This window comes from Paramesorhizobium endophyticum (genome assembly GCF_014640615.1).
In the GTDB taxonomy this organism is placed as follows: Bacteria; Pseudomonadota; Alphaproteobacteria; order Rhizobiales; family Rhizobiaceae; genus Paramesorhizobium; species Paramesorhizobium endophyticum.
In genome coordinates this window covers 37,698-57,217 of the sequence record NZ_BMHH01000011.1, presented here as the reverse complement: position 1 = coordinate 57,217, position 19,520 = coordinate 37,698, and the positions used below count along the sequence as shown (strand labels likewise).

Here is a 19,520-nt window from a genome sequence, read left to right as displayed (position 1 = left end):
TCGCAATGCCGTTTATGGAACGGCGTTGCGAGAGACGATCATTCATTTCCGGCGGGATGGCTAAGGACGTACAATGAGCCTTGATCTTGTGCATTTTCCAAATTTCAAGAAGAGCTTTTTCGGTTCTTCTTCCAAGAGTGGCACATTGGAGCTGTTTTGCCGTATTCGCGATGAACTCGGCTGCCAGCATATAGGGCATGTTTCACGCACGCGGTTTGACGAGACGGTGAAGAGCAATCCCTCTGACCTATCGGTGGTGATGACCTATCCCACCAGCTGGATATTGCGCTATTCCGCCAAGAATTACTTCAGCGTCGACCCGATGATGCAGGACGATTCCCCTCTTCTGCGTAGCGACGCGGCGGGCACGCTGCGCAATCTCGACGAGGATGCGAAGAACAGCGACCAAATAAGGGATTTCATCCGCGACGCGCAGAAGCATGGGCTCGGCAATCTCTTCGTCGGCGTGGGGGTGGCCAACACTCACGGCTTCCCGGGCTCGACGCTTTTCACCTTCGATGTCGGTGATGCCGACAAGGACCAGTTCATTGCGAAGATGCGGACCAACCTGATCAGCGCGTCGAGCCTCATCCACAATTCGCTCTACGGGACGAGAGAAGGCACGGCGGGAGCGGCTGCGAACCTGCTGACACGGCGCGAGATCGATTGCCTGCGCTGGGCGGCCAGCGGCAAGACCGATGGCGAGATCGCCGAAATCCTCAACATCGCCCGCTGGACGGTGGTGACCTATCTGCAAAACGCCAAGATCAAGCTCGGCTGCTCCAACCGCACCTCGGCGGTGGCGACGGCCTTGTCGCTCGGGATCATCGAGATGCCGGATGCTTCGCATTTGCAGAACTAGCCAATAAGGAAAGCAGGGAATAGCCGGGTAACTTACTGCCCTTGTCCGTTATTCCCCTGTCCTTCCACCAAGCGTACCCGCGCCTCCTCCAACGCCGCCGCCAGCCGCGCCGTGTTGCGCTCCGGGCTTTCGTCCGCATGGTCGAAGGCGATGTGGTTCAGGTCGATCTGCGCGCCATCAGCGTCGATCAGCACCCGAAAATAGGCGTAAACGCCCTCATTGCGGAACTCCATGTCGAGGGTGATGCGGGGAGGGCGGTTCCAGTCGAGCTCATATTCTCCGCCATGGCCGAATTGCAGCGTCTGCGGCTGGAAATGCAGTTCGGTCGCCGAGTTGACGATATCGGCGATGTTGGCGAAGAGCTCGCAGCGGATGAAGGCGATGTAATCAGCGACATCGACGAGCCGCAAATCCTCGACGACCTCGTGCATATGGCCGGCGATGATGGCTTCGCGCGTCTGCGAATATTGCGTGCTTCTCATGACCTCACCGCATTTGCATAGGTTTTCTGGCGGGAATTGATGAACTGTATGAGTTCCGCCACCGCCTTGTAAAATTCTGGCGCTATGACCTGATCGACCTTCATTTGGGCATAGAGGGCGCGGGCGAGCTCCACATTCTCGAAGACGGGAACGCCGCTCGCCTCGGCGATCTCGCGAATCCTCAGGGCGATCAGGTCCTGTCCCTTGGCGACGACGACAGGCGCCGAATCTTCGTTGGGCCGGTAGCGCAGTGCAACGGAGAAATGTGTCGGATTGGCGACGACGAGGGTGGCAGTGGGAACCGCCGCGATCATGCGTCGCCGCGCGCGGTCGCGTCCGAGCGAGCGGATGCGCGATTTCACCAGCGGGTCGCCTTCGGATTGCTTGTGCTCGTCCTTGATCTCCTGCTTGGTCATGCGCAGCTCCTGGCGCCAGTGAATGCGCGACCAGGCGATGTCGAAGCCGGCCAGCAGGGTGATGGCCACGGCGTTGGCGGCGAGGAGATGAACGACGTTCTGCCGGATGAACTCAGGCAGGGCGCGCGGGTCGGTGGCGACGGCGTCGGTGAAGAGCGCATTGCTGTTGAAGAAGACGAAGAAGACAACGAGGCTCGCGGCCAGAAGCTTGAACAGGGATTTCAGGAACTCAACCTGGCCGGCGCGCCCGAAAACACGGCCCCAGCCCTTGGCAGGCGAGATGCGCGAGAATTGCGGGCGGATACGCTCGCCGACGAAGCGGGGCGCGTTCTGAAGGGCGGATGCGGCGAGGCCGGAGAGCGGCACGATGATCAATATCGGAAGCAGGGCCGTGCCGACCGCCAGTCCCAGCAGTTGGAAAAGCTGTCCGGCGTCTTCGCTGGAATTCAAATGCCAGTCCTCGGGCCGGTCGATGAGCTCTGCCAGGAACAGGGTGAGCTTGGCAGCCCCCGGGGCGGCAATGAACACGGCGATGATGAGAAAAGCGACGACGGAGGCGAGGATCGGCACTTCCTTCGCAAAAGGAAGATTGCCCTTCTCCACCGCGTCGCGAATCTTCTGCTCGGTGGCCTCTTCCGTTTTGCTTTCTTTATCGGGGGCTTCCGACATGGCGCGAGACTCGATTAGAGTGCATCATTGGTTAAACTGGAAGCGCTGGCTCGAGACACCCCCCTCTGTCCTGCCGGACATCTCCCCCACAAGGGGGGAGATTGGCCTTCATCTATGAAGGCGCTTTATCTTGCGACGTTGACGATTGGCGAAAGCGGAACTCCCATCCAATCTCCCCCCTTGTGGGGGAGATGCCCGGCAGGGCAGAGGGGGGAATTGCTACGCCAAACGACAGCCACGGCTCACCCCGCCCCGCCATCCGCCTCGATGTCGATCAGCCCGCGTTCGGCGAGCGAAATGGCGATGCGGGCGATGGCGCGGCGGGCGTCGGCTATGTTCTGCGCGGTGATGTTGCCCTGGGCGGCGGAAAGCTCCGTCTCCACCATGCGGCGTCCGCGCGTGGAGAGCGAGGAGAGGATCATCTCCTGCAGTTCCGGATCCGCGCCGCGCAGCGCCGTGGCGACCTGTTCGGTCTGTACCTCATCGAACAGCAGCAGGCGCGCGCGCTGCGACAGGCGGGCGATGTCGTCGAAGGTGAAGAGCTTGGCCTTGATCCTCGACAGGTCGTCGGTGTTGAGATCGGACAGGCTCTCCAGCATGTCGGCGATTTCGGTCTTGTCGAGCTGGTTGAGGATGTTGGCGATCTGGCCGTGGTTAGCCTGCTGGGGGCCTCGGTCCGTGCTGCCGGTCACCTCGCGGCGCAGCACATCCTCCAGCATCGCCGACACGGCCGGGGTGACGGAGCGGATATGCAGCGTGCGCTGAACGACGGCGCTGCGCAGGCGCGCCGGCAGGGCGATGAAAAGCCGTGCAGCGATGTCGGAGGGCAGCTTCGAAATCGTATAGGCGATGACCTGCGGGTGCTGTTCGACGAGATAGGCCTGCAGCGTTTCGATGGGCAAGCGGGTCAGCTGATCCCAGACGGATTCCTGCACCAGAGCGGGCTTCGGACGGTCGTCGAAGAGCGCGTCGACTTCCTCCTGCGGCAGGGCCTCGCGCAACAGGCCTTCGAAGCGCAAGCCTGCTTCCGAAAGCGATGCGCCATCGGCGAAGGCGTCCTCGAATTCCTGGACGAGTTCCTCGAAATCGGACGGGGAGATCGGGTCGAGCTTCTTCGCGTGGGCGGCAAGGAGGCGCAGATCGTCCTGCTGGAAATGCTTGAGCAGCCGCGCCGCGGCAGGCCGTCCGATGGCGACCAGCAACGCCGCCGCCTTCTGCGGACCGGACAGGGACAGGGCTCGCGCGGCCTCGCTCGTGTCTGCTTCGTCTGCCGTCTCTTGTTCGTACATCTTACTTGCCGATAACTTCGGTCAGGCTGACGCCGAAGCGGGAGGAATCGTCCTCCAGCACGATCACTTCGCCGCGGGCGATGACGCGCCCGTTGACGACGATATCGACGGGATCGCCGATCTGCTTGTCGAGGGTGACGACCGCGCCGCGCCCGAGCTTCATGAGATTGGCGACCGGCATGGTCGTGCCGCCCAGCACCACTTGCACATCCACGGGAATGCCCATGATGAGGTCGAGATTGGGCTTGCCGCCATGGCTCGCGCCCGTCTGGCGGGTGGAGCGAGGCTGGTCGCTTTTCAGCGCTTCGATCGCTTCGTCGAGTTCGTTGTTCATGGTCGTGACCTTCTTGAAATGGAAATGCTGGCGGGACAGTGCCCCCCTCTGTCCTGCCGGACATCTCCCCCGCAAGGGGGGAGATTACGCACTCATGAACGTCCGGTTCCAATCGTGGACGCGGCGGACTGAACCCGGCGATGCACGAACACCGGCAGTTTCGCGGGTTGGGCCTGCGCGGGCTTTGCCGGAGCCGTTTGAGCGAGGGGCGCAGGCGTCGATGCCGTGGCAACCGGGCGCGCGGTAATCGAACTGCGCAGCGCGCGGACGTCGCCTTGTAACTCGGCGCGGATGCGCTCCATCAGGTCGAGCGAGCGGTTGATCTCGCGCTGCGCCTTGGCGGATTCCTCCAGCCGCGCGCTCAGCTTGCGGCTTTCGTCGCGCAGATCGTCGCGCTCGGCCTGCAGCGCGGCCAGCGCCTTTTCCAGCCCGGCGGAGGAGGCGGCGATGCCGTCGGCGAGCGCCCGGCCCAGGCGAATCGTCTCCGCCGCCTTGCGCAGCGCCACGATGACGATGGCGATGGAGACGAGGGAAAGCCCCGCGGAAATCGCGTTAACCAGCAGCAAGTTCATCGATAAGATCCTCTTCCTGATTGACGGGATCGCCAATCCGCACGGTGAAATTTGCGCCGGCCTTGCCGAGCGTGCATTTGAACAGCGCCTGGCTCCCCGAGCGCAGGCGCACCTGCTCGATGGCGTCCTTCGGCAGCTTCAGCACCTGGCCGGGCTTCAGCCGGGCGATTTCGTCCAGCGTCATCGTGCCCTGATGGATGAAGGCCTCGATGCCGATCTTGGCGCGGCTCACTTCCAGCCGCAGCTTCTTGGCCCAGGCCGGGTCCGAATGGGCGGATGGCTTGCGCAGCAATTCGGCAATCGCGTCCTGCATCGGGCGGTGGCAGGCGCGGGGCATCAGCAGGCGCACGGTTCCGGTCTTGCCCGCCGCGCGGATGGTGAAGGCGCAGGCGAAGAGGCGCGACTGGCCGAATTCCTCGGGGTCGAAGCCGCTAGTGTCCACCGGCTCGCCGACGCGGAAAATACGCTCGTCCGCCCCTGCGAAGACGTGATCGAGCGCCGCGCCGAGATGGGCGAAAAGCTCGCGCGCGACCTTGCGCTCGATGCTGGTGAAAGGCTTGAAGCTTTCGACGGCGCCGAAATTCGCGCCGGCGCCGAAGAGAGCCTCCAGCCCGGTAAAAACGAATGCGCGGTCGGCGACCATGTGGATTGTGCTGCCCCAGGAGGCCACGTCAACCGGCACGATCATGCCATGGCGGGCAAGCAGCGCCTCGACCTGCGCCCGCTCGACGCTTTCCAGGCCTGATATCTCGGTCTCGACGGCGATGGGAGCCAGTTCCTTCATCCTGATGGAGAAGGTGCTGGCCGCGTCCTTGAAGACATGGCCGAGGGATTTCAGGTCGTCCACCGACATGCCGGCGGCGCGCAGGATGCTTTCCGCCAGAACGTCGGGCTTCGACCCTTGAGGCGAGGTGCCGGCAAATTCGGTCATCTCACGCCGCCTGCTGGGTGGGGATGCTGGTCAGCGTTTCCTGCTCGACCACGTCGATGGACGGGCGGTCGTAGGAGGAGATGGTCTTGCGCCCATATTCGAGCGCGATCTGCGGCAGCGCGCCGTTCATATAGGCAAGCAGCGTCTGCTTGACGACGATATAGAGCCGGTTGTTCTTCTCGCGCGTCGTCTTGATCTTGGTGGCGATGGGGGCGAACACAGCATAGGAGAAGAAGATGCCGGCGAAGGTGCCGACCAGCGCCGCGCCGATCAGATGGCCCAGCACTTCCGGCGACTGGTCGAGCGCGCCCATGGCCTTGATGACGCCGAGCACGGCGGCGACGATGCCGAGCGCGGGCAGGCCTTCGGAGACGGCGACCATGGCGCTGTAGGATTTCAGCTTGTCGCGCGAGATGGTCTGGATTTCCTCGTCCATCAGCGCCTCGATCTCATGCGAGCGGGCATTGCCCATGAGGATAAGGCGGCAATAATCGCAGATGAAACTGGTCAGGTCCTTGTTCTTCAGGACGCTGGGAAATGCCTGGAAAATCGGCGATTCCTGCGGGTTGTCGACATGGACCTCGACCTCGTTGCGCGATTTGGAGCGCAGTTCGCGCATCAGGCTGTAGAGCACGCCCAGAATGTCGAGATAGTCGCGCTGCTTCGGCACGGCGTTGGTGAACGCCTCCATGCAGGCCTTGCCCGTGTCCTTGACGGTGGAGAACGGGTTGGCGACGAGAAAGGTGCCGAGCGCCGCGCCGAGGATGATCACGAACTCCCAGGGCTGGATGAGCACGCCGATATGCCCGCCCATGGCGATGAAGCCGCCGAGCATGCAGCCGAGGGTGACGACGAGGCCGATGATAATGCCCAAAGCTTTTCTCTCCTGCGGGTACGGTCACGCGCAGTGATAGAGCGGGCGGCTTGCGCGAAGCTTGTCGGGGGGCTTGGTGTTTTGCTGAACGCAGCGCCAAGCGCCCTCGTGGTTCGAGGCGAATTCCGCTGCGCTCCATTCGCACCTCACCATGAGGGCTACTGGAGCGCCGGCACCGCTTCGTTCTCGTTTTGAGGCGCCGACGCTCCTTCACCCTCATCCTGAGGTGCCGCCGCCCCTTCATCCTCATCCTGAGGTGCTCGCGAAGCGAGCCTCGAAGGACGAGGGTGAAGGGATCGCCCTGGCACCCTTTTTATCAAAGTGCACAGTGCGGTAAGCCACCGCGGCAAGGGATGGCCGAACTCTTCATAAAACTCATCCTCAGCCTGCAGAGGGCTGATTTCGCTCTTTGTCCGCGGGCGTTCGGGGAAGAGAAGGGGGCCGACGACATTATCTCGCATAGGAAACTCCATTGAAATGCCGTCATCTTTCCTATGCGCTAAAATCTGCTTTTTGTACCTGTCAAATCCGGCTATGTTTTTCACCCATGAAAAACATCGGTTGGGACTCCTATGAGCTTTTCATGCATGTCGCGCGTCACGGCGGGCTCTCCGGCGCAGCGGCGGTGACGGCGTTAAGCCCCGCCACGATCAGCCGCCGGATGCTCGATTTTGAGGAGGCGGTGGGGCGTCCGCTTTTTTCACGCAGCCGCACGGGCTACCAGCTCACCGCCGAGGGGTCGGCTTTGTTTACGCAAATTCTCGACATGGAGGGCGCTGCCCGCCGGATCGAAAGCTGGAAGCGTAAAAGTAACGGATCGCCGCTCGTGCGGATCGCCTGTGGCACGTGGCATGCGTGGATGCTCACGCGTAACCTTTCGGCTATCCGCACCGAGCGTGATGACTTTTCCCTGGACTTTGCCATCGCCGAGCGGCGAGCGAGCCTCACTCATCGCGAAAACGATATCGGTATCCGCGCTTTCGAGCCGCAGGAGTCCAATCTGGCGGCGATCAAGCTGGGTGAGGTCGCCTATGCGGCGTATCATGCACGCAACGCTCATCCTTCCGTCGCCGAGCAGTGGCTGGCGGTTTGCGAGGAGGATGCCATTTCAGCCTATTTGCGCTGGCCGCGTCAGCACCGGGCGGATCAGTTGACCGTAACGGTCAATCGGCCCCGCTCGCTGCGCGATCTCGCGCTAGCCTGCGCGGGTACGGCGGTGCTGCCTTGCTTCGTCGGAGATCAGGACATGCGGCTGGTTCGGGCAGGTGAGGAGATTGCCGAGCTCCGACATAGCCAGTGGCTTGTAATGAACAATGACGACCGCCACCGCCGGGAAATCCGCACCGTGGCCGACCGGATGGTCAAGTTTGTTAAGAGCAAAGCGGATCTGTTCGCCGGGCGGCGGCCTTAGGGCGATTTATAGAAGCAACTGGCTTTTATGCGCCTGCGTTTGAAGCCAGCTTCAGGCAAGCTTTCCGGGCGATAAAGGCTCCCAAACGATTTCAAGGGAGCGGCGGCATGGTCGATACACTTACAAGCTATCGCATGATCACGTCCAATATGACGCGGTCGCTGACGCGGGTATCGAAGGAACCGCTGGTCGAGCGCGAGACGGCCTATTATCTCGAAAATATCGGCAATGTGAAAACGATCGACGATTTCATGGCCGATGACCGGCTCTATCGCTATGCCATGAAAGCCTACGGGCTGGAGGACATGGCCTATGCCAAGGCGTTCATCCGCAAGGTGCTGACCGAAGGCGTCACGGACAGCGAGAGCATGGCCAATACGCTGGTGGACAAGCGCTACAAGGAATTCGCCACAACCTTCGATTTCGCCGGGCTGGGCGATAAGGCCACCGCTTCCAAGGAGGCGCAGCAGGGCGTGGTGGATAAATATACCCGCCAGACCCTCGAGGAAGAAGCGGGCGAGCAGAATGAGGGCGTGCGGCTGGCGCTTTATTTCCAGCGCAAGGCCGGGAAGCTGACCAACGCCTATGAAATTCTCGGCGACAAGGCGCTTTTGCAGGTGGTGCAGACGGCGCTGGGCATTCCCTCATTCGTCTCCAATGCGGATATCGACAAGCAGGCGAAAATGATCGAGGACCGGCTCGACATCGCGTCATTGTCGGACCCCAAGGAAATGGAAAAGTTCCTCACCCGCTTTTCTGCGATGTACGAGATGAACAATCCATCGGCAGGCAGCACCTCATCCATCGCCTCGCTGCTTCTGGGCAGCACATCATCGGTGGGAATCTCCATGGACATCCTCACCACGCTGCAAAGCTTCAAGCCGGGCGGGAGGTAAACCCATGCAAAATTCCATCTATGTCGGGCTTTCCGCGCAGATCACGCTGGAGCGCCGGATGGACGCCATCGCCAACAATGTGGCGAACATGTCCACCCCCGGCTTTCGCGGCGAGGGCACGAAGTTCGACTCGCTCGTCTCCATGAAGGCCAGTGACGACATCGCTTTCGCCTCCGCCGGCAAGAGCTATATCCGCACCGAGGGCGGGCCGATCATCCAGACGGACAATCCGTTCGATGTGGCGGTGAAGGGCGAGGCGTGGCTGTCGATCCTGACGCCGCAGGGGCAGGTCTACACCCGCGACGGGCGGATGCAGATGACGCCGGACGGACAGCTTGTCACCGTCATGGGCCATCCGGTGCTCGACGCGGGCGGGCAGCCGATCGCCATCAACCCCAACGCCGGCGCGCCGAAGATTTCATCCGACGGGGCGATCTACCAGAACGGCGCGCAGGTGGGCGGCATCGGGCTGTTCGCGATCCCCAAGGAAGCCAATCTGATCCATGCGGGCAATTCCGCCGTCATTCCCGATATTCCAGCGCAGGCGGTGGTGGATGACGCCAGCGTCGGCGTGGTGCAGGGCGCCATCGAGGGCTCGAATGTCGATGGCATCACCGAGATGACGCGGCTCATCGCCGTCAGCCGCGCCTTCGAGCAGGTGGACGCGCTGCTTCGCACGCAGGAAAGCACCCTGACCGAAGCGGTCAAGACGCTCGGCTCGAAAGCCTGATGACGACGGCCGTTTCGCTTCCGCTGCAACGGCTTACGGCCTTCGTCCGCCGCGAGAGCGCCGCGCCGTCGCCGCTGTCGGGCATTGGCGGGACGGTCAGCGACGTCTCGCGCTCGGCGGTGGCGGTGCGCGGCCTGTCGCGGTCCGCGACGCTGGGCGACGGCGTGATGATGCGCTGCGGCGAGCGGCTTTACCGGGGCGAGGTGATACGCGTGGCGGAAACCCATGTGCTGGTTAAGCCGTTCGACGACCGCGTGGTGCCGTCGCTGGGCGCGCCGGTGTTTGCCGATGGCGCATGGCGCATTGCCCCGTCGCCCGAGTGGAAGGGCAGGGTGATCGACGCGCTGGGCGGTCCGCTCGACGGCAATGGACCGCTGATGCCGGGCGATGCCCCCATGCCCGCCGACAGCGCGCCGCCAGCCGCCATGCGCCGCGCGCGGGTGGACAAGCGTTTGCGCACCGGCGTCAATGTCATCGACATCTTCACGCCAGTTTGTTTCGGCCAGCGTCTCGGCATTTTCGCCGGGTCGGGCGTCGGCAAATCGACGCTGCTTGCCATGATGGCGAAGGCGGCGGATTTCGACACGGTGGTGCTCGCGCTTACCGGCGAGCGCGGGCGCGAAGTGCGTGACATGCTCGAGGACACCATGGCCGGCAAGCTGGGCAAGACGGTCACCGTCGTTGCCACCAGCGACGAGAGCCCGATGATGCGGCGGCTTGCGCCCAACACCGCGACGGCCATCGCTGAATATTTCCGCGACCGGGGCGAGAATGTGCTGCTGATCGTCGATTCGGTGACGCGCTTCGCCCATGCCGCGCGCGAAGTCGCCATCGCCGCCGAGGAGCCCCCAGTTTCGCGCGGCTATCCGCCGAGCGTGTTCAGCCAGTTGCCGCGCTTGCTCGAACGGGCCGGGCCGGGGCTGGAAGGCAGCGGCACGATTACCGGCATCTATTCGGTGCTGGTCGATGGGGACGACCATAATGACCCTGTCTCGGACGCCATTCGCGGTACGCTCGACGGGCATATCGTGCTGGAGCGCGGCATCGCGGCGCAGGGACGGTTCCCGGCTGTGGATATTCCCGGCTCCGTCTCGCGCCTTGCGCAATACGGCTGGACGCCGGAGCAGAAGAAGCTGGTCAGCCAATTGCGCGGATTGATCGCCCGCTTCGAGGAGACGCGGGATCTGCGCGCCATCGGAGCCTACCAGCCGGGCAGCGACGGCCTGCTCGACCAGGCGGTGGCGCTGGTGCCGAAGATTTACGAGGCGATGCGGCAGACGCCGGAAACGCCCGTTTCAACCGACCCCTATAACGATCTTGCTGCCGCGCTGCGCGGCAAAACAGAATAGCCGCATGATCTTATCCGAAAAGTCTGCAACTTTTCGGGATCATGCCAAGGAGGCCGCATGAGCCGCGAAGACGAGAATATCAAGCCAGCCCTTGATTCCGTATCCGGATTGCTCGGAACGGCGAAGGTGATCGACGGCTATCTGAAGGCGGCGGGGGTGGCGCTGGCGGCGGGCTGCGCCATGCTGCCCTTCGTCGTCTATTGGGACCGCGCGGATACGGCTCCGCCGCAAAATGCCGAGCAGAAGAACATCCGCGACCCGCTCGACCGTTCGAAGCAGACAGTCTTCCGCAAGCCGGGGCCGTTCCTGCCATCGGAAACCATCGCGGCCACGCCGCGACTCGACACCAACCCGACCGGTTCGACCATGTCGAACGGCAAGGGCCAGCCGCGCGCGCCCGGGGTGGATGACACGGCGCCGGAGAACCAACCTTACCCGGAAAAGCCGGTCTTCTACCTGCGCGAGGTGGTCGGCGGCATGGCGATGATCGAGGACGCCGCGGGATATTGGTTCGTGGAAAAGGGTTCGCTCCTGCCCGACGGCAGCACGCTGGTTGCGGTGAGCCGCAGCGAAGGGGCAGGGACGTGGCAGCTCAAGACATCGGCAGGGGATGTGATCGAGCTGGCGCAGTAGCGCAAGCCTCACACAAGATTCGACGCGTAGGTTAACGATCAGTTAATGGGGCAATTCTTTCGCAAGTCCGGACGGAAAACCGCTTCGCACTTTTCCTGGGCTTGCTCCAAGGCGGGATATCTCTCTATGGGGCCGATTCATCTCTTCGATCTGGCGTCGCGGCAGGCGCAGTGGCTGTCCGTGAAGCAGGCGGCGGTTGCGGGCAATGTGGCCAATGCCAACACGCCGGGCTTTCGCGCGCGCGATGTCGATCCCTTCACCGACGTGCTCGAAAAGACGCAGCTCAGCATGGCCGCGACCGATCCGCACCATCTGGAGGTCAATGCCAGCGGCATCAGCGCCGTGCAGATGCGCCAGGAGGATGTGAGCGAGACGACCCATTCCGGCAACACCGTCAACCTGGAACAGGAAATGATGAAGGCCGGGGAAGTGAACCGCGAATTCTCGCTCAACACCAGCATCGTCAAGGCGTTTCACCGCATGATGCTGGCGGCGGTGAAAGGGTAGCGCGCTATGTCCGATCCAATCGTCAGCGCGTTGAAGGTGGCGGCGTCGGGGCTTTCCGCGCAATCCACGCGCCTGCGCATCGTTTCCGAAAACATCGCCAATGCGCAATCGACCGGCAAGACGCCGGAGGCCGATCCCTACCGGCGCAAGACTGTCTCGTTCCGCACCGAGCTCGAACATACGACAGGCACGCAGGAGGTGCGCGTCGCCGAGGTCGGCGCCGACTCCTCGCCTTTCACCGAGCAGTACGACCCGAGCCATCCGGCGGCGGATGCGCGCGGTTATGTCAAATATCCCAATGTCAACATGGTGGTCGAAATGGCCGACATGCGGGAAGCGAACCGTTCGTATGAAGCCAATCTCCAGGTGATCAAGCAGGCCCGCGAGATGATCGCCATGACCATCGACCTTTTGAGGAACTCGTGATGATCGATTCTCTGTTGAGTGTTTCCACCCGCAATGCGCTGTCGAACCTCAGCGAAGTCGTCAATGGCGGCCAGGCCGGTGCGGTCGCGCCCAAGCCGGTTGAATCCGGCAGCGGCGCTTCGTTCGGCGACGTGCTGTCGCAACTGACGAGCGCCACCGGCGACAAGCTCAGGACCGCCGAGGCGACGTCCATCTCCTCGATGACCGGCGACGTGCCGGCACGGGAAGTGGTCAGCTCCATCATGGAGGCCGAGCAATCGCTCCAGACCGCCATCGCAATCCGCGACAAGATCGTGCAGGCCTATCTCGAAATCAGCCGGATGCAGATCTAGGCTTAAGGAGCTAACATGAAAGCGCTCACCATCGCCGCCACGGGCATGAATGCCCAGCAGCTCAATCTGGAAGTCATCGCCAACAACATCGCCAATATCAACACGACCGGCTTCAAGCGCGCGCGGGCGGAGTTCTCGGACCTCATCTATCAGGCGGAGCGGTCGGCGGGCGTGCCCAACCAGGCGAACCAGAACATCGTGCCGGAGGGCGCGCTGGTGGGCCTTGGCGTGCAGACGGCGGCGGTGCGCAATCTGCATATCCAGGGCAGCTTCAACCAGACCGGCAATCCGCTCGACGTGGCGCTTTCAGGCAATGGCTGGTTCCAGATTCAGAGCCCTACTGGCGAGACGTTCTATACCCGCGCCGGCGCGTTCAACCGGAATCCGGACGGCCAGCTCGTCACCATCGACGGCAGCCCTGTGGAGCCCGCCATCACCATTCCGGCCGAGGCGGTGGAGGTGACGATCACCGAGACGGGGCAGGTGTTCGCCAAGCTGCAGGATCAGGTGCAACAGGTTAATTTGGGCCAGCTGACGCTCGCCAATTTCACCAATGAGGCAGGGCTGGAGCCACTCGGCAACAATCTCTTCCGCGAAACGGAAGCCTCCGGCGCGCCTATCGTCGGTGTACCCGGCGATCCCGGCTTCGCCAAGCTGCAACAGCGCTATCTGGAAGCCTCGAACGTCGATCCGGTCAAGGAAATCACCGAACTGATCACGGCGCAGCGGGCCTATGAAATGAACTCGAAGGTCATCCAGGCCGCGGACGAAATGGCGGCGGTCGTTTCGAAGAATTTGCGGTAAGTTGACGATGTTTGTGAAGAGCCGCGCTTCCAAGAGAACCCCCCTCTGCCCTGCCGGGCATCTCCCCCACAAGGGGGGAGATTGGCTGGCATTGGCCAAGGTGCGTTACTCTGCGACGGTAGCGATTGGCGAAAGCGGAACTCACATCCAATCTCCCCCCTTGTGGGGGAGATGCCCGGCAGGGCAGAGGGGGGTGTTCCAGCGGGTCGCTACGCTTGCGGTCATCTTTCTCGGCGTTACACCCGCGGCCCATGCCGATCGCATCTCCTTCGTCGTGCCCTCGGCCGTCATCTACCCCGGCCAGACGGTCGGTGACACCGCGCTTTTGGAAAAAACCTTCACCATCCGCGCCGAAGCCGCCCAGCAATATGCCCAAACGCCGGAACAGGTGACGGGCAAGATCGCGCGGCGGACGCTGCTGCCCGGCAAGCCCATTCTCATCGGCGCGGTCAGCGAACCATCGCTCGTCAAGCGCGGCGTTCCCGCGCCGCTCGTCTATACCGCTGGCGGGCTCACCATCACGGCGATGGGGACGCCGCTTGAGCCCGGTTCCGCAGGGGATTTCATCAAGGCGCGCAATATCGATAGCGGTCTCGTCGTTTCGGGAACCGTGCTTTCCGATGGCAGGATACAGGTGGGAATGCAGTGAAGCGGATCGTCGCCACCAGCCTTGCGCTTTTGATGGGTGTCTCGCCGCTTGCCGCGGATGAATCGGCGCGCAACAACAAGGATTATGCAACTGCTGCTGAGGCCGATGCCGATTGGCTCGGCTCGGGCGGTTCGCCGTCGAAGATGGCCTATTCGGATCTGGGCAAGGGCGGCGTGGTGGCGCGGCTGAAAGACATCGCCACTATCCAGGGCGTGCGCGAGAATCAGCTGGTCGGCTATGGCCTCGTCATAGGTCTCAAGGGCACGGGCGATAGCTTGCGCAATTCTCCCTTCACCGAGCAATCGATGCGCGCGATGCTCGATAATCTCGGCATCAGCGCGCCCAGCGGCGCGACGCGCTCCAAGAATACGGCGGCGGTCATTGTGACGGCCAATCTCCCTGCTTTCGCGGGCGCGGGCTCGCGCATCGACGTGACGGTTTCCTCGCTGGGCGATGCAACATCTTTGCAGGGCGGCACGCTCGTGATGACGCCGCTCGCAGGCGCGGATGGCGAAATCTACGCGGTGGCGCAGGGCAATATGATCGTGTCAGGCTTTTCGGCGCAGGGCGAGGCGGAATCCCTGACGCAGGGCGTGCCGACCAGCGGGCGCATCGTCAACGGCGCGCTGGTGGAGCGCGAGGTGAAGGGCAATTTCGGCCGGGACGATCTCGTCGTCGAATTGCGCGACCCGGATTTCACCACGGCCATCCGCGTGACGGATACGATCAATATCTTCGCCAAGCGCCGCTACGGACAGCCGGTGGCGAAGGAGCGCGACGCGAAGTCGATCCGGCTCCGGAAGCCGAAGAACATCAGCGCCGCGCGTTTCCTGGCGGAGATCGAGGGCCTGCCGGTCGCGACCGACGAAATCGCCCGCGTGGTGGTGGACGAGCGCACCGGCACGGTTGTCATCGGCGAGAAGGTACGCATCTCCAAGGTCGCCATCAGCCATGGCAGCCTCACCGTACGTGTCACCGAGACGCCTGTCGTCTCTCAGCCCGAGCCGTTCTCCGATGGCGAGACGGTGGTGGTGCCGACGACCAATATCGAGGCCAATGAACAGCAATCGAAGATCGGCGTGCTGTCCGGCACCAATCTGGAGAATCTGGTCAAGGGGCTCAACCAGATCGGCATGAAGCCGACCGGCATCATCGCGATCCTCCAGGCGATCAAGACATCAGGCGCGCTGCATGCGGAATTGGTGGTGCAATGATGGGGTGGGTATCTGCATATAGTTGGAAGTGTTGGCGCGGCGTAACCCCCCTCTGCCCTCCCGGGCATCTCCCCCACAAGGGGGGAGATTGGCCTGCATCGGTGACGGCGCGTAATCTTGCAACGCTGGCGATTGGCGAAAGCGGAACTGACATCCAATCTCCCCCCTTGTGGGGGAGATGGCCGGCAGGCCAGAGGGGGGTGTTTGGCGCTGCAGTCGCAGCCATCATCGCCCTTGCGCTCCCCGCCCACGCCCAGCAAACCAACGCCATTCCGCAGATGCCTTCGGGCGTCGAGGAAATCCAGAAATATTGCAGCAATTTGACCGACAATGCCGCCGATGCGCGCTATGCGATCCAAACGAAGGAACTCAACGATCTGCGCAAGCAGGTGGATGAGCGCGTCGCCGCGCTGGAGGAAAAGCGCAAGGAGTATGAAGTCTGGCTGCAACGGCGCAACGAGTTCATCGCCAAGGCGCAGGATTCGCTGGTCGAGATCATCTCCAAGATGAAGCCGGATGCGGCGGCGGCGCAGCTGGCGCTGATCGATGACGAGGCGGCGGCGGCACTGCTTCTCAAACTCAGCCCGCGCACATCGAGCGTGATCCTCAACGAGATGCCGGCGGAGAAATCCGCGCAATTGGCGCGCGTCATCGTCGGTGCGCAATCGACGGAAAAACGCGGCAGCAAGACGAAGCCTGAAACGGCAGGCCGGATCCAATGAAAAAGACAATGATAATCGTTTATGCCGGGCTGCTTGGGCTTTCCGGCTGCGCCAACTCGCTGAAAGAGGTCAACCGCACGCCGGAATTGACGCCGGTCAGGACCGATATCGGCTCGTCCTATGGCGGCTATGGCGCGAGCGCGGGCTATCCGGCGCAGCCGGGGGGCGGCAAATATTCGCTCTGGAACAAGCGCTCGACGAATTTCTTCCGCGATCCGCGTGCATCGAGCCCGGGCGATGTGCTGACCGTCAACATCTCGATCAACGACAAGGCCAATCTCGATAACAAGAGCAATCGCCAGCGCGTCTCCTCCGGGCTTTATGGGCTCGGCGGGGAATTCTCGACGAGCGGCGGCTCGGCGGGGGATTTCGCGGGGCAGCTCAAGTCGAATTCGGACAGCCGCTCGGAAGGGAAAGGCGTGGTGGAGCGCAAGGAGGAGATCAAGCTTTCCATCGCCGCTATCGTCACCGAGATTTTGCCCAACGGCAACCTCGTCATCAGCGGCTCGCAGGAGGTGCGCGTCAACAATGAGCTGCGCGTGCTGAATGTGGCGGGCGTGGTGCGGCCGCGCGATATCTCCGGCTACAACACCATCTCCTACGACAAGATCGCCGAGGCGCGCATTTCCTATGGCGGGCGCGGGCGCATCAGCGAGGTCATGCAGCCGCCCTACGGCCAGCAGATCCTCGATCAGGTTTCTCCATTCTAGAGCACTGCGTGCTCCAGGTATTCGATTTTTTTAGGCATGATCCTGTCCGAAAAGTCTGCAACTTTTCGGGATCGTGCTCAGAGGCAAATCATGGCGGGCGCGACGAAAACATCCGAGGCCAAAGAGGCGAGCGGCTCGCTTGTGGGCCTCATCGCGGCGGTGGCGCTGCTGACCGTTATCGCCGCCGGCGGGGGCTGGTTTCTCGGCGGCTTTATCGGCGGAGCAGGGGAGCCGGCCAGTGCGAGCCCAGAAAAAGCGCCGGAGAAAAAGCCCGAGGCGCAACCGCTCGGGGCCGTGGTGGCGCTGAAGCCGATTCTCACCAATCTCGCCGTGCCGTCCTCGACCTGGATCAGGCTGGAGGCAGGGCTGGTCGCCAAGCCCGGCGAGGAAATTGCGCCCGACATGGCGATGAAGATTTCCGACGATTTCATGGCCTTCCTGCGCAGCGCTAGCCTGATGCAACTGCAGGGCGCGACGGGGCTCGCCTATTTGCGGGCTGATCTGGAAGAACGCGCAAAGATGCGCTCCGAGGGCAAGGTGGAGCGGGTGTTTATTTACTCGCTGGTGGTGGAGTGATGGGGCAGTTGCTCGTGACAACATGGGGATGCTTGCGCGGTGACACCCCCCTCTGTCCTGCCGGACATCTCCCCCACAAGGGGGGAGATTGGCCTTCATCGGCGACGGTGCTTTCCTCTGGGACGTTGACGATTGGCGAAAGCGTATCTGACAGCCAATCTCCCCCCTTGTGGGGGAGATGCCCGGCAGGGCAGAGGGGGGTATTTCGCACCATCGCCAAAACAGGGACCGCTTTCGCTTTCACCGCGGCGTTTCTTTTGCTTGCGCTGGGCGAGGCCGCCGCGCAAACCCAAACCGCTCCCTCCTTGCAAAGCCTGCTTCCCGCCGGAAGCGGGGCGGCGAGCGGGCAGATCGTGCAATTGCTCGGACTGCTCACGGTGCTTTCCATCGCGCCGGGTCTGCTCATCATGGTGACGAGCTTCACGCGCTTTGCCATTGCCTTCTCCATGCTGCGCTCCGGGCTCGGGTTGCAGACCGCGCCCGCCAATCTTGTTATGGTGAGCCTGGCCCTTTTCATGACGTTTTATGTCATGGCCCCGGCCTTCGACCGGGCGTGGCAGAACGGGGTGCAGCCGCTGATGCGCAATGAGATCAGTCAGGAGGTGGCGCTGCGGGAAATCTCCTCGCCCTTCCGCGAATTCATGCTGCGGCAGGTGCGAGACAAGGATCTGCGCCTGTTCGAGGATCTCGCCGATCCATCGTTCCGCACAGGCGAGGATGGCGTGGTGGATTTGCGCATCCTCGTTCCCGCCTTCATGATTTCCGAATTGCGGCGCGGCTTCGAAATCGGCTTCCTGATCGTGCTGCCGTTTCTGGTGATCGATCTCGTCGTCGCCACGCTCACCATGTCGATGGGCATGATGATGCTGCCGCCGACCGTGCTGTCGCTGCCGTTCAAGATCCTGTTCTTCGTGCTGATCGACGGGTGGAATATTCTGGTGGGAAGCCTGATCAGGTCGTTTTCTTGATCTGCATTAAACGATTGGTAAGAATTCGCCGATAGGGTAGCGGCATGACGGATTTGCCGCTGTTGTCGGCAAATAGGCATGATGCCGCTCCGCTCATGCCGGTATCAATCCGGCCTGTCCCGAAAACCATTCCATAAATCGCATGATTTCGTCCGGAAAGCCTTACGGCTATCGGAAGGTCATGCCTGTGAACAGGGGCAATACCCATGAGTCTTCTGACCAATTCCGCAGCGATGACCGCGCTGCAGACGCTGGCTTCCACCAACAAGTCGCTCGAAGCCACCCAGAACCGCATCTCCACCGGCCTGCGCATCAACGAGGCCTCGGATAACGCGGCTTACTGGTCGATCGCGACCTCGATGAAGTCCGACAACAAGGCCAACTCGGCCGTTCAGGACTCGCTGGGCCTCGGCGCCGGCAAGGTCGATACGGCCTATTCCGCGATCAACAAGATCAAGGATGAAGTCGACAAGCTGAAGACCAAGCTCGTGTCCGCTCAGGGCGCTAGCGCTGAAGATCAGCTGAAGATCAAGGACGAAATCACCTCGATCACGAAGAACATCACGTCGTTCGCCAAAAATGCCCAGTATGCCGGCACGAACCTGCTGGTTTCCGATGGCACTGCCGCTGCAGACCTGAAGGTTGTCGCGTCCTATAATCGTACCGGCACCTCCGTGACCGTCGATACGATTAATGTCGAAGCGGCCAAAATCCAGCTTCTGGATGGCGCCGGTACGGGCGGTATCGTCGGCACGCTGAATACTGCAATGGCCGCTTTCGCCCCGGCAGCTGGTACGCCGGAATCCGACGCGGATATCAAGACGGCGCTGGACGCAGTCGAAACCGCTCTCGCCGGCCTGACGACCGGTGCAGCGACGCTCGGCGCGGCCAAGTCGCAGATCGACAGCCAGAAGAGCTTCCTCTCTTCGCTGAGCGACTCGATCGACAAGGGCGTCGGCCAGCTCGTCGATGCCGACATGAACAAGGAATCGGCGCGTCTTTCGGCCCTGCAGGTCCAGCAGCAGCTGGGCGTTCAGGCGCTCTCGATCGCCAACTCCAGCAACCAGCAGATCCTCTCGCTGTTCCGCGGCTAAAGCTGCGGATTTAGGGGGCTAAAGCGGGGGGCGGGGGACCGTGCGGGGGGCACGGTCCCTTAGCTATTTC

At 62.5% G+C, this 19,520-nt stretch carries 24 protein-coding genes; 17 read left to right on the top strand and 7 right to left on the bottom strand.

Features of this window, described 5'->3' with window-relative positions; all coding sequences use genetic code 11:
- The first annotated feature begins 73 nt into the window (after nucleotides 1-73).
- Nucleotides 74-862: a helix-turn-helix transcriptional regulator gene (locus IEX53_RS14125; protein ID WP_188824826.1), complete on the top strand. Its 789-nt coding sequence runs from the start codon at nucleotides 74-76 to the stop codon at nucleotides 860-862.
- 32 nt (nucleotides 863-894) lie between these two features.
- On the opposite strand, the gene IEX53_RS14120 is transcribed toward IEX53_RS14125, so the two are convergent.
- The 7 genes from IEX53_RS14120 to motA all read right to left on the bottom strand — a co-directional run bounded on the left by IEX53_RS14120 (nucleotide 895) and on the right by motA (nucleotide 6,429).
- Nucleotides 895-1,344, bottom strand: a complete 450-nt coding sequence (locus tag IEX53_RS14120; protein ID WP_188824825.1) for a BspJ family T4SS effector nucleomodulin — start codon at nucleotides 1,342-1,344, stop codon at nucleotides 895-897.
- The gene (gene flhB, locus IEX53_RS14115; RefSeq protein ID WP_188824824.1) at nucleotides 1,341-2,429 is read right to left on the bottom strand and encodes a flagellar biosynthesis protein FlhB; all 1,089 of its coding nucleotides are present in this window, start codon (nucleotides 2,427-2,429) and stop codon (nucleotides 1,341-1,343) included. The genes IEX53_RS14120 and flhB overlap by 4 nt, the downstream gene beginning before the upstream one ends.
- Nucleotides 2,430-2,671: 242 nt before the next feature.
- The gene (locus IEX53_RS14110) at nucleotides 2,672-3,718 is read right to left on the bottom strand and encodes a flagellar motor switch protein FliG (protein WP_188824823.1); all 1,047 of its coding nucleotides are present in this window, start codon (nucleotides 3,716-3,718) and stop codon (nucleotides 2,672-2,674) included.
- Nucleotide 3,719: 1 nt separating this feature from the next.
- Nucleotides 3,720-4,052 carry a flagellar motor switch protein FliN gene (gene fliN / locus IEX53_RS14105; protein ID WP_188824822.1) on the bottom strand — a complete coding sequence of 111 codons (333 nt, stop codon included), beginning with the start codon at nucleotides 4,050-4,052 and terminating at the stop codon, nucleotides 3,720-3,722.
- A 92-nt stretch (nucleotides 4,053-4,144) separates the two neighbouring features.
- Nucleotides 4,145-4,624: a BAB2_0123 family type IV secretion system effector gene (locus IEX53_RS14100; RefSeq protein WP_188824821.1), complete on the bottom strand. Its 480-nt coding sequence runs from the start codon at nucleotides 4,622-4,624 to the stop codon at nucleotides 4,145-4,147.
- Nucleotides 4,605-5,555, bottom strand: coding sequence for a FliM/FliN family flagellar motor switch protein (locus tag IEX53_RS14095; protein WP_188824820.1), 951 nt, complete (start codon nucleotides 5,553-5,555; stop codon nucleotides 4,605-4,607). Before IEX53_RS14095 ends, IEX53_RS14100 begins: the two co-directional genes overlap by 20 nt.
- Before the next feature lies 1 nt (nucleotide 5,556).
- Nucleotides 5,557-6,429, bottom strand: coding sequence for a flagellar motor stator protein MotA (gene motA, locus IEX53_RS14090; RefSeq protein WP_188824819.1), 873 nt, complete (start codon nucleotides 6,427-6,429; stop codon nucleotides 5,557-5,559).
- A 547-nt stretch (nucleotides 6,430-6,976) separates the two neighbouring features.
- Here motA and IEX53_RS14085 point away from each other — a divergent pair.
- From IEX53_RS14085 to IEX53_RS14010, 16 genes are all read left to right on the top strand, one after another.
- Nucleotides 6,977-7,840 (top strand): LysR family transcriptional regulator, encoded by an 864-nt coding sequence (locus IEX53_RS14085; protein WP_188824818.1) that lies wholly within the window; start codon nucleotides 6,977-6,979, stop codon nucleotides 7,838-7,840.
- A 107-nt stretch (nucleotides 7,841-7,947) separates the two neighbouring features.
- Nucleotides 7,948-8,736, top strand: coding sequence for a DUF1217 domain-containing protein (locus IEX53_RS14080; RefSeq protein WP_188824817.1), 789 nt, complete (start codon nucleotides 7,948-7,950; stop codon nucleotides 8,734-8,736).
- A 4-nt stretch (nucleotides 8,737-8,740) separates the two neighbouring features.
- The gene (gene flgF, locus IEX53_RS14075; protein WP_188824816.1) at nucleotides 8,741-9,466 is read left to right on the top strand and encodes a flagellar basal-body rod protein FlgF; all 726 of its coding nucleotides are present in this window, start codon (nucleotides 8,741-8,743) and stop codon (nucleotides 9,464-9,466) included.
- Nucleotides 9,466-10,815, top strand: a complete 1,350-nt coding sequence (gene fliI / locus IEX53_RS14070) for a flagellar protein export ATPase FliI (RefSeq protein ID WP_188824815.1) — start codon at nucleotides 9,466-9,468, stop codon at nucleotides 10,813-10,815. Before flgF ends, fliI begins: the two co-directional genes overlap by 1 nt.
- A 57-nt stretch (nucleotides 10,816-10,872) precedes the next feature.
- Nucleotides 10,873-11,448, top strand: coding sequence for a hypothetical protein (locus IEX53_RS14065; RefSeq protein WP_236016197.1), 576 nt, complete (start codon nucleotides 10,873-10,875; stop codon nucleotides 11,446-11,448).
- 126 nt (nucleotides 11,449-11,574) lie between these two features.
- Entirely contained in the window at nucleotides 11,575-11,955 is a 381-nt protein-coding gene (gene flgB / locus IEX53_RS14060) for a flagellar basal body rod protein FlgB (RefSeq protein WP_188824814.1), read from the top strand.
- A gap of 6 nt (nucleotides 11,956-11,961) precedes the next feature.
- Nucleotides 11,962-12,381 (top strand): flagellar basal body rod protein FlgC, encoded by a 420-nt coding sequence (flgC, locus tag IEX53_RS14055; protein WP_188824813.1) that lies wholly within the window; start codon nucleotides 11,962-11,964, stop codon nucleotides 12,379-12,381.
- Nucleotides 12,381-12,713, top strand: a complete 333-nt coding sequence (gene fliE, locus IEX53_RS14050) for a flagellar hook-basal body complex protein FliE (RefSeq protein ID WP_188824812.1) — start codon at nucleotides 12,381-12,383, stop codon at nucleotides 12,711-12,713. Before flgC ends, fliE begins: the two co-directional genes overlap by 1 nt.
- 15 nt (nucleotides 12,714-12,728) lie before the next feature.
- Nucleotides 12,729-13,517: a flagellar basal-body rod protein FlgG gene (gene flgG, locus IEX53_RS14045; RefSeq protein ID WP_188824811.1), complete on the top strand. Its 789-nt coding sequence runs from the start codon at nucleotides 12,729-12,731 to the stop codon at nucleotides 13,515-13,517.
- Nucleotides 13,518-13,710: 193 nt separating this feature from the next.
- The gene (gene flgA, locus IEX53_RS23930; protein ID WP_308429146.1) at nucleotides 13,711-14,166 is read left to right on the top strand and encodes a flagellar basal body P-ring formation chaperone FlgA; all 456 of its coding nucleotides are present in this window, start codon (nucleotides 13,711-13,713) and stop codon (nucleotides 14,164-14,166) included.
- 32 nt (nucleotides 14,167-14,198) lie between these two features.
- Nucleotides 14,199-15,380 (top strand): flagellar basal body P-ring protein FlgI, encoded by a 1,182-nt coding sequence (locus IEX53_RS14035; RefSeq protein ID WP_188824902.1) that lies wholly within the window; start codon nucleotides 14,199-14,201, stop codon nucleotides 15,378-15,380.
- A 200-nt stretch (nucleotides 15,381-15,580) separates the two neighbouring features.
- The gene (locus tag IEX53_RS14030; protein WP_188824809.1) at nucleotides 15,581-16,102 is read left to right on the top strand and encodes a MotE family protein; all 522 of its coding nucleotides are present in this window, start codon (nucleotides 15,581-15,583) and stop codon (nucleotides 16,100-16,102) included.
- Entirely contained in the window at nucleotides 16,099-16,812 is a 714-nt protein-coding gene (flgH, locus tag IEX53_RS14025; protein WP_188824808.1) for a flagellar basal body L-ring protein FlgH, read from the top strand. The genes IEX53_RS14030 and flgH overlap by 4 nt, the downstream gene beginning before the upstream one ends.
- 90 nt (nucleotides 16,813-16,902) lie before the next feature.
- Nucleotides 16,903-17,388: a flagellar basal body-associated FliL family protein gene (locus tag IEX53_RS14020; protein ID WP_188824807.1), complete on the top strand. Its 486-nt coding sequence runs from the start codon at nucleotides 16,903-16,905 to the stop codon at nucleotides 17,386-17,388.
- 212 nt (nucleotides 17,389-17,600) lie between these two features.
- Nucleotides 17,601-18,356, top strand: a complete 756-nt coding sequence (gene fliP / locus IEX53_RS14015) for a flagellar type III secretion system pore protein FliP (RefSeq protein WP_373288654.1) — start codon at nucleotides 17,601-17,603, stop codon at nucleotides 18,354-18,356.
- A 206-nt stretch (nucleotides 18,357-18,562) separates the two neighbouring features.
- Nucleotides 18,563-19,450 (top strand): flagellin N-terminal helical domain-containing protein, encoded by an 888-nt coding sequence (locus tag IEX53_RS14010; protein ID WP_188824805.1) that lies wholly within the window; start codon nucleotides 18,563-18,565, stop codon nucleotides 19,448-19,450.
- Nucleotides 19,451-19,520: the final 70 nt, after the last annotated feature.

Excerpts from the sequence above, each read along its gene's own strand:
- IEX53_RS14100 (WP_188824821.1), bottom strand. The coding sequence starts at position 4,624 with ATGAACTTGCTGCTGGTTAACGCGATTTCCGCGGGGCTTTCCCTCGTC.
- IEX53_RS14065 (WP_236016197.1), top strand. The coding sequence starts at position 10,873 with ATGAGCCGCGAAGACGAGAATATCAAGCCAGCCCTTGATTCCGTATCC.
- flgH (WP_188824808.1), top strand. The coding sequence starts at position 16,099 with ATGAAAAAGACAATGATAATCGTTTATGCCGGGCTGCTTGGGCTTTCC.
- flgF (WP_188824816.1), top strand. The coding sequence starts at position 8,741 with ATGCAAAATTCCATCTATGTCGGGCTTTCCGCGCAGATCACGCTGGAG.
- IEX53_RS14080 (WP_188824817.1), top strand. The coding sequence starts at position 7,948 with ATGGTCGATACACTTACAAGCTATCGCATGATCACGTCCAATATGACG.
- flhB (WP_188824824.1), bottom strand. The coding sequence starts at position 2,429 with ATGTCGGAAGCCCCCGATAAAGAAAGCAAAACGGAAGAGGCCACCGAG.
- fliN (WP_188824822.1), bottom strand. The coding sequence starts at position 4,052 with ATGAACAACGAACTCGACGAAGCGATCGAAGCGCTGAAAAGCGACCAG.
- IEX53_RS14120 (WP_188824825.1), bottom strand. The coding sequence starts at position 1,344 with ATGAGAAGCACGCAATATTCGCAGACGCGCGAAGCCATCATCGCCGGC.
- IEX53_RS14020 (WP_188824807.1), top strand. The coding sequence starts at position 16,903 with ATGGCGGGCGCGACGAAAACATCCGAGGCCAAAGAGGCGAGCGGCTCG.
- flgG (WP_188824811.1), top strand. The coding sequence starts at position 12,729 with ATGAAAGCGCTCACCATCGCCGCCACGGGCATGAATGCCCAGCAGCTC.
- IEX53_RS14035 (WP_188824902.1), top strand. The coding sequence starts at position 14,199 with ATGGGTGTCTCGCCGCTTGCCGCGGATGAATCGGCGCGCAACAACAAG.
- fliI (WP_188824815.1), top strand. The coding sequence starts at position 9,466 with ATGACGACGGCCGTTTCGCTTCCGCTGCAACGGCTTACGGCCTTCGTC.
- flgB (WP_188824814.1), top strand. The coding sequence starts at position 11,575 with ATGGGGCCGATTCATCTCTTCGATCTGGCGTCGCGGCAGGCGCAGTGG.
- fliE (WP_188824812.1), top strand. The coding sequence starts at position 12,381 with ATGATCGATTCTCTGTTGAGTGTTTCCACCCGCAATGCGCTGTCGAAC.
- IEX53_RS14010 (WP_188824805.1), top strand. The coding sequence starts at position 18,563 with ATGAGTCTTCTGACCAATTCCGCAGCGATGACCGCGCTGCAGACGCTG.
- IEX53_RS14085 (WP_188824818.1), top strand. The coding sequence starts at position 6,977 with ATGAAAAACATCGGTTGGGACTCCTATGAGCTTTTCATGCATGTCGCG.
- IEX53_RS14125 (WP_188824826.1), top strand. The coding sequence starts at position 74 with ATGAGCCTTGATCTTGTGCATTTTCCAAATTTCAAGAAGAGCTTTTTC.
- IEX53_RS14095 (WP_188824820.1), bottom strand. The coding sequence starts at position 5,555 with ATGACCGAATTTGCCGGCACCTCGCCTCAAGGGTCGAAGCCCGACGTT.
- IEX53_RS14110 (WP_188824823.1), bottom strand. The coding sequence starts at position 3,718 with ATGTACGAACAAGAGACGGCAGACGAAGCAGACACGAGCGAGGCCGCG.
- flgC (WP_188824813.1), top strand. The coding sequence starts at position 11,962 with ATGTCCGATCCAATCGTCAGCGCGTTGAAGGTGGCGGCGTCGGGGCTT.